Annotated in this window: 4 protein-coding genes; all 4 read right to left on the bottom strand. The window is 72.6% G+C overall.

The window, feature by feature from the left end:
- The coding region (locus H5J33_RS15165; RefSeq protein WP_181795444.1) for a beta-ketoacyl synthase N-terminal-like domain-containing protein at positions 1–902 on the bottom strand (902 nt) is incomplete at its 3' end.
- A complete protein-coding gene (locus H5J33_RS15160) occupies positions 899–2,167 on the bottom strand; it encodes a beta-ketoacyl synthase (protein WP_181795443.1) in 1,269 nt (422 codons plus the stop codon). The genes H5J33_RS15160 and H5J33_RS15165, both read right to left, overlap by 4 nt.
- A gap of 284 nt (positions 2,168–2,451) precedes the next feature.
- On the bottom strand, positions 2,452–3,783 hold the full coding sequence (locus H5J33_RS15155) for an SLC13 family permease (protein WP_181795442.1): 1,332 nt from the start codon (positions 3,781–3,783) through the stop codon (positions 2,452–2,454).
- A gap of 194 nt (positions 3,784–3,977) precedes the next feature.
- On the bottom strand, positions 3,978–8,635 hold a 4,658-nt coding region (locus H5J33_RS15150), incomplete at its 5' end, for a DNA repair ATPase (protein ID WP_181795441.1).

Here is an 8,635-nt window from a genome sequence, read left to right as displayed (position 1 = left end):
AGCCCGGCCGCGTCGGCGAACACCACGTCGATGTCGGCGGGCTCCAGCCGGGCGTCGGCCAGGGCCAGTTCGGCCGCCCGGCGCAGTCCGGGCTCGCGGCCGGATCCCGGCTTGGGGTCGAACGTCGAGGCGTAGCCGGCGATCTCGCCGTAGATCCGGGGCGCGCCGCGCTCCCGGGCGCTCGCGGCGTCCTCGGCGATGAGGATCGCGCCGCCCTCGCCCGGCACATAGCCGGCCGCCCGCTCGTCGAACGGGAGGTACGCGGCCTCCGGGTCGGTGGCGGTGGTGACCCGGCCGCCCGCCAGCTGGGAGGCCCAGCCCCAGGGGTCGAACGCGGAGTCCACCCCGCCGGACACGACGAGCTTGGTGCCGCGCTCGACGGTGCGCCGGGCGTGCCCGACGGCGTCCAGTCCGCCGGCCTGCTCGCCGACCAGGGCGGCGCTGGGCCCGCGCAGCTTGTGCCGGATGGAGATCTGGCCGGTGTTGACCGCGTAGAACCAGGCGAAGGACTCGTAGACGGAGACGAACTCCGAGCCCTTGGACCAGAGTTTGTTGAACTCCTGGTGGGTGAACGCGAAACCGCCGAGGGCGTTGGAGGTGACCGTGCCCATGTCGTAGTCGGCCAGGGTGTTCTCGTCGACCCCCGCGTCCGCGAGGGCCCATGCCGCGGCGGTGAGCGCGTAGCGGGTCGACACGTCGGTCTGCGGCAGCAGCCTGCTGGGCAGATGGGCCTTGGCGTCGTAGTCGACGATCTGCCCGGCCAGGCGCGAGGGGTACGCGGAGGTGTCGAACCCGGTCAGTTCCCGGACACCGTTGGCGCCGGTCAGTGTCGCCTTCCAGAATGCCTCGGTGCCCAGGCCGTTGGGCGTGGCCGCCCCGATGCCGGTGATCACGGTGGTCATGCCGCGGCCACCTCCGGACGGTGCAGGATCATCGCGCTCTGGAAGCCGCCGAAGCCGGAGCCGACCGTGAGGACCGTGTCCACGCGCTGTTCGCGGGCCGTCAGGGGTACGTAGTCGAGGTCGCACTCGGGGTCGGGGGTGTGCAGGTTCGCCGTCGGCGGCACGACGTTGTGCTCGATCGCCAGCAGCGACGCGGCGATCTCGACGGAGCCGATGGCCCCCAGGGAGTGGCCGACCATCGACTTGATGGAGGAGACCGGCACGTCGTAGGCGTGCTGGCCCAACGAGCGCTTGAACGCGGCGGTTTCGTGGCGGTCGTTCTGCTTGGTGCCCGAGCCGTGCGCGTTGATGTAGTCGATCCTGGTGCCGTCCAGGCGTGCCTCGTCCAGCGAGACACGGATGGCCTCGGCCATCTCCCGGCCGTCCTTGCGCAGGCCCGTCATGTGGTGGGCGTTGCAGCGGGTGGCGTACCCGCCGACCTCCGCGTAGATGTGCGCACCGCGCTTCTTGGCCGCCTCGTACTCCTCCAGCACGAACATGGCGGCGCCCTCGGCGAGCACGAACCCGTTGCGGGTGCCGTCGAAGGGCCGCGAGGCGTGCGCCGGGTCGTCGTTGCGGGTCGTCGTCGCCTTGATGGCGTCGAAGCAGGCGACCACGATCGGCGAGATCGGGGTGTCCGCGGCACCGGCGACGACGGTGTCGACCGTGCCCTCGCGGATCAGCTGGACGGCGTAGCCGACCGAGTCGAGCCCCGAGGTGCAGCCGTCGGACACCATGGTCACCGGGCCTTCCGCACCCACTTCCCAGGCCACCTCGGCCGGCATGACACCCGGGGAGAGGTAGTCGAACATGTGCGGGGACAGGTAGGCCGGGTCGACCTCCCACTCCTTGCCCGCGTCCGACATCACCAGATACTCGTTCTCCAGGCTGGTCGCCGAGGCGACCGCGCTGCCCAGACTGACCCCGATGCGGTGCGGATCGAGCGCGGACAGGTCCAGCCCGCTGTCCGCGACCGCCTCGCGGGTGCAGGCCACCGCGAACTGCGTCGCCCGGTCCATGCGGCGGATCTCGCGCGGGCCGAAGCCCTCGGCCGCCGCGTCGAAGTCGACCTCGCCGGCGATCCGCGAACGGAACGGCGACGCGTCGAAGAAGGAGATGCTCCGGGTGGCGGTACGGCCCGCCGACAACAGGTCCCAGAACGCCTTCGTTCCGTTGCCGCCGGGAGCGCGCACACCGACACCGGTGATCACGACACGCCGGGTCATGTCCGGCCCGCGTTCGTAGACAACATCGCTGTAAGTCCTTTCGCCTCTGAAACAGCGGCAGTTACGTGGTGAAAGGCTGTGGCGACGGTCTAGAGCACCACTCGACCCCGCCTCGGGTAAGCGCGCGGCGCCACCGGGAGGGGAAGTACACACAGCGGCCCGCCCCTGGCCACCGGCATCAGCCTGACCACGGCCGGGCAGGGGCGGGAAGGCGGCCGGTACGCGGCGCTGGAACGCCGGGCGAACGACCCGGTCAGGACCGGACGTGGCGGCCTGGGCCGTGACTACGGGAAGAGCACCGCACAGTCGGCCGCCTCGTCCGAACGCGTGTCCTGTGCGGAACGACACGGACGACGTCGGTCAGGCCGGCGCCGCCCAGCGGTGCGAGACGGCTTCGCGCGAGGTCTCCTCGACCACCCCCGCGCAGCGGGACTCCCGCTCCCGTGGCGGGACTCCCGCTCCCGTGGTCTCATGGAGTTGAGATGTATATGGGCCCGCCCCAGGCTCACGGCTCGGCCGGTGGGATGCCGGGGCCCGCGCCCTCGCGAACCTGCGAACAGTGCCCGATCCACGAGGATCAGAGGTGATTCGCCATGCCCGTGCGGGATTGCAGTGGATTGGAGAGAGTTGTCGGGCAGGCCGAGGACAAGCTGAGGCAGGACACAAGGTTTCTTGACCGCGTGACCGCCAAGCTGCGCGCTCTCACGCGCCAACCAGACCCTGATCCGGGCCAGCTGGCTGAGCTGCGGCGGGAGGTGGATGCGGCGCAACAGCTGGTGGACGACGATCAGCAGGAAGTCGACTCGGCGCAGCAGGCGCTCCAGGACTGCCGGTCGGGTGTCGACGACCCTCCCCTGCACTTCTAGCGCGAGCGATGCGGTGGGCCACGCGCCGGGCGTCGGCGGATGCCGGTGCACGGTTTCTCGATCAGGGGTCGATCCGCCGCACGACCGTTGCGGTTCGGGTCGGCGCGGAGAGCGAGCGCATCGAGCGGAGAGTGCGCAGAGGAGATCGCCATGCCGAACTGTGAGGATCTGAAACGCCTGATGGACGAGAGCAGCGCTCAGCTTGAAAGCGCCAGCAGGCGGCTCAACGATTTGGAGGACCGCATCGCGGCGACCTCCGACCCGCACCTCCTCGCGAAACTCCGACAGGAGAAGGTGGCCGTCGAGGGGGACATGAACGAGGCACAGGGCGCGTTTGACGAGTTCCAGGCGGAATTCTTCGAGCATTGCCTGCCCCCCGTCCCGTAGGACACTCGACACCAGAGCGGCGTGCCGTGCGGAGGCCGCCGCGGTGATGAGGACCGGCATCGCCATCATCCTGAAGGGCCGGCCCCGTGCCCGCTTGACCGACCAGATCGCCAGGTACGCGAACAGCCCCGTCTGCCGCAGCACGCCGACGACGGCCATCATGCCGAGCAGCAGGAAGACGACGCTCCAGTCGATGCCGGTGTGCTCGGAGCAGAACGCAGCCCTGTCGTCGGTGGCGTCGATCGCGAGCATGCACGCGGCGCCGCCGAGGGCCGCGGCCGTGCGGTGGACGCGCTCGCTGGTGATCCGTACGTACGCGCCGGCGAACACGGCCACGGCCGCCCAGCCGTGCCAGTCACTCACGCGGTGGTCTTTCTCTCCTGTCCGGGGTCTGCGAGGGCGCCGTCGGCCTGCCGCCCTCCTCGCCGGGGATGCCGACGAGGTCCTCGACGTCGAACCGTTGACGCGTCTTCGGCAGATCCCTGACGGGCACCGCCGGGCCGGATACGTTGCGGGGTTCCGGCAACGGGGCGGTCACGGATGCGCGGAGTACTTCCTCACGGCTGCGCCCGCCCGGCCGCGTGCCGGGCGTTCGGGTTGGCGAACCGGTGACGCGGGTCGGTCGCACGGGTGATGGCCGTCTCGACGGCGGTGATCCGGTCCGCGAGCAGCCCGAGTGCCGCCACGGCTCGGGTGAGGGGGTCGTCCCCGGCGCCGCCGAGGGTCCGCGTGCGGACGTAGGCCGCCTTCACCTCCGCCCAGCGGGCCGCCTGGCCGGCGGTGAGGGTGCCGCGGAGTTCCGCCAGTTTCAGCAGGTTGGCCTCGGCGTCCGTGGTGAGGGTCTGGGCCTCGGCCGTGTAGTGGTCGTCGATCACGGCGGCCAGCTCGGCGTCGTCCATGACCGGCTGGACGCGCTGGGCGATCTTGTTCATGTTGCGGTAGGAGCCCTGGAGCCGGAAGGGCGGTTCGGTGCGGGCCTCGTCCGACTGGGCCGCCGAGGCGATGTAGGCCGCGTTGACCGCCAGCACCGTTTCCCGGGCGGTCAGCAGGTGCCGCAGCACGGTCAGGACCCGCTCCGGTCGGGGGGGCGGGTAGGCGTGGGAGAGCCGGTCGGCGCGGGCCGTCGGGTCGTCCTGGGCGAGGCGGACCAGCAGGTCGAGGTCTGTGCGGTCGCGGCCGGCGAGCGGGGCCAGGACCGGGTTGGCGGTGAGCGCGTTCTCGATGAAGCTCATCTCGAAGGCGTCCTGTCTGCCGGTCAGGACGTCACCGAGGTTCCAGACGTCGGCGCGGTTGGCGAGCATGTCCGGCACCTGGAAGCGGCTGCCGGACTCGGTGTAGGGGTTGCCGGCCATGCAGACCGCGAACCGCTTGCCGCGCAGGTCGTAGGTGAGCGGTTCGCCGTCGCGGACTCCGTCGACGCGGCGGGTGGCGTCGCACAGCGGGATGAACTTCTGTAGCAGCTCGGGCGAGGTGTGCTGGATGTCGTCCAGGTGGAGGAGGGTGTTGTTGCCCGCCTCCAGCGCGAAGTTGATCTTTTCGACCTCCTGGCGCGCGGTGGCGTTCGGGGCCTCGGCGGGGTCGAGGGAGGTGACGGCATGGCCCAGTGCCGGGCCGCTGACCTTGACGAACATCAGGCCGAGGCGGTCGGCGACGTACTCCATGAGGGTCGTCTTGCCGTAGCCGGGCGGGGAGAGGAGGAGCAGCAGGCCGCCGGTATCGGTGCGCTTGGTGTCGCCGGTGGTGCCCAGTTGCCCGGCCAGGCTGTCGCCGATGAGCGGCAGGTAGACCTCGTCGACGAGCCGGTTGCGGACGAAGGCGGACATGACGCGCGGGCGGTGGTCGTCCAGGCGCAGGCGGGCGCGTTCGGCGGTGACGAGGGCGGTGCGCCGCCGCTGGTAGGCGCGGTGGGCGGGCACGTCCCGCGCGGCGAACCGGGCGGTGCGGGCGAGGAACTCGTCCAGGCGCAGGGGAAGGCGGCCCGCGGTGATGCGCGGGTGGCTGCCCAGCAGTCCCTCGGCCGTCGCCGTGAGGGGAGCGTCGCCGTCGTGGCGCGGCAGGTCGGGGCAGAGTTCGGCCGCCACGGCCTCGGCCAGGTCGCCCGCGGTGAGCTCCGTGCCGGTGGCCGTCGCGTACGAGGACAGCCACGTTTCGACGAGCTGCCGGCGTACGGCCGGGTCGTCCAGCGCGGTCAGGTCGTCGGCGTAGGCGCTCCCGCCGACGGCGCGGTGGAACTTGTCCAGCAGGGTGCGGGCGCCCGCGCTCAGGACGAACCCGTCCGGGCCGGTGGTCAGCTCCTCGACGAGGTAGGAGGCGGCGGCCGCCGCGTACTCGCCGCCGATCCGCTGTGCGAGTTCCCGCTCCAGATCGGCGAGGGCGGGTGCCGGTCCGAAGGTGTCCCGGGCGCGGGCCAGCGAGCGTGCGCGCCGGGCCCATGTCTGGCGTTCCCCGGCGGTGGTGCCATGGGCCCAGTGGAGCTGGGCGGCGGCGCGGGCGGCGGGTTCGTGGCGGAGGGTCCCGGCCGTCTCGTACAGGGGCAGCAGCGCGGTGAGGACGAGCACCGTGTCGTGGTCGTGGACACCGGTGGTGTATCCCTCGTCGTACGCCTCTCGCGCCGCCGTGCGCACCAGGGCCGGGAGGTCCTCGGCCGCCGTGAGGGCGGCCGGGCCGTGTTCGCGCAGCAGGCGGGCGGCGAGGTGCTCGGCGCGGTAGACCTCCGGTGACTCCGAGGGCAGGGGGCGGTGCCAGTGCGCGCGGTTGGCCGCGAAGTCCAAGTCCGTGACCGGGGCGCGGTAGTCGGTGCCGGTGACCGCGAAGGCGAGGCCGTCGTCGTGCGGGACGAGGGCCAGGTCGAGGGGCTGGGTGTTGACGGCGAAGCGGTGGGCGCCGAGGCGGAGGGTGCGGCCGTCGTCGGCGTACAGGTCGGTGCGGTCCCGCAGGGCGCGTTCGGCTTCCCGGCGGGCGGCTTTCAGCCGGCCGTCGAGTTCCTCGGCCCGCACCGTGTCGCCCAGCTCGCGGAGTTCGGCGGCGGTGCGGCGAACCTTGGCCGGCATCGGGTCGGAGGCGAAGTAGGCGGCGATCGCGTCGGCGTCGGGGAGGGTGGCGCAGCGCCGGGTGACCGTCTCCAGGACCCGCGTGGCGGAGGCGGCGAGTTGTCCGGTGCGGCGGGCGCGGGCGTCGGAGAGCGACTGCTTGCGGGCGGTGAAGGCGTCGTAGACCTCGGTGCGCTTGTCGGCGAGGGCGCCGAGGAAGTCGTCGGACTCCGCGAAGCGGGCCTCCAGGTCCTCCAGCCGGGCCAGGAGCCGGGCGAGCTGGTCGTCGCACGCCCGCGGGGTGTCCGCGACCGTGAGGGCGGCGGTGGCGGCCTGCGCGAGCAGCGCCGTTTCGGCGGCGAACTCGGCGCGGCCCTCACGCTCGGCCAGCGCGCGACGGCGGGCGTCCAGGGTGGCCCGGGCCCGGTTGACCCCCGCCAGCACCCCGGCCATGCGCTCCAGGACGGACGTACGGACGGTGGTGTCGCCGATGTCGAGGGCGGTGACGACTTCGGTGACCGTGCGCAGCGCGTCGCCGAGTTCGTCCAGCCGGGCGGCCACGGGGCCCGCCTCGGCGACCGTGGAGATCGCCTCCGCGTCGGCGACGAGTCCTTCGACCTCCTGTTCGTGACCGGTGAACGCGTCCTCACGGGCCAGGAAGGCGACGGCCCGCTGCCCGAACGCGGCGAGGCCGGCCTCCGCCTCGGCGGCGAGGGCGTCGACGCGGGAGAGGTCCGCGTACCGCGTCTCCTTGAGTGTCAGCAGGTGGCCGTGGGCGTGCCGCAGCTCGGTCAGCCCGCTCACCCAGGCCGCGGCCTCCTTCGGTGCCTGACCGCGCAGGCGGCGGACGACGGACGCGATGCGCTCGGCGGCTTCGTCCAGGGCGTCTTCGGCCTGCCGGGTCAGCGCCCGTACGGTCTCGAACTCGGCCAGCACCTGCTCGGCCGTGCCGCGGACCGCGTCCAGCGCGCCCAGCAGGTCGCCCAGATCGGCGTCGGCCAGCCAGTGGTGGGCGTCGGCGGCGCGCACACAGGCGGCGACCAGCGCACGGTGGCCCTCGCTGGTCGTGATGCCCTCCCGGGCCAGGGCGGCGACGGACAGGCAGGCGGCGATGCCGCGCACGAGATCGGCGTTGCCCACCCGGCCCAGCGCGCCGCTCCCCGCCGGAGTGGTCGCGGCGTGAGCGTCGGAGACGTAGGGCGAGCGCCACAGCTGTAGCGAGTGGACCTGAGCCGGTTCCTCGCCGTCGGCGCGCAGCACCGCGAAGGTGCCGTCGTCGAACAGCGCCCAGCCCCGGCAGGGCAGCGGGTTCGCCATCTCCTTGCGGATGGTGTTGTACGACAGCAGCAGACCGCGGCTCTCCCCGCGCGCCTGGAAGGCGTACAGCACGTCCTCGCCGTTCGGAGAGCGCAACTCCCGCTCGAACTCCAGCTTCAGGGCGCCGAGTTCGTATGTCCTGTGGGTGCCCGTGGCCAGGCAGTAGCCGCCGGGGAACACGATGCCCTGGTCGTCGGGCAGGCGGCGGCACGCCTGCCCGATGCCGTCCAGGCGGACGACCGTCTTGGTGAGGGTGTGGAACACCAGGTAGCGGTGGGCGTCCTCCTTGTACGGCCGTACGCGCAGCAGGATCAGGGCGCCCAGGCGCGCGTGCGCGATGTCCGCGTCGGCGAGCGCCTGCAGCGGCTCCACGACCGGCTCGCCGTAAATCCCCTCGCCCGTCTCGGTGTCGTTCTCCAGCTTCACGGTGAGCGTGCCGCCGACGGTGGAGACGTACAGCTCGTCCCGGACGCGGACGTGCGGGTGCCGGCCCGGGACGTGGTCCTCGCGGGTCGCCTCGGTCCAGGCGAGGTCATGGGAGGGAGGGAAGACGTCGTCACGCTCGCCGCGCGCGTCCAGGAACGACGGCCGGCCGGCCCCGTCCAGGGCCCAGCGCAGTACGCGGATGTCGTCGGCCTTCTCGCCCGTGCGGAAGACCGCCAGCAGTCTGCCGTCGAGCCGGCGCAGCCGGAGCAGGCGGGCCTGCCGGTAGTACCGGTGCAGGTCCGCGAACTCCCCCACGAACCCGGGATCGTCGAGCAGGCCGGGTACGGCCGTGTCGGGCAGCGGGTTCAGATCACGGTCGTACAGGGCGAACACGTCGCCCACCGCCGTCCGCGGGCCGAGGCCGGGCCGGCCGGTGGCGCCGA

The sequence above is a fragment of the Streptomyces sp. WELS2 genome, assembly GCF_013870595.1.
GTDB lineage: Bacteria > Actinomycetota > Actinomycetes > Streptomycetales > Streptomycetaceae > Streptomyces.
The sequence above is the reverse complement of the archived record's forward strand: the minus strand, read 5'-3'. Positions and strand labels throughout refer to the sequence as shown.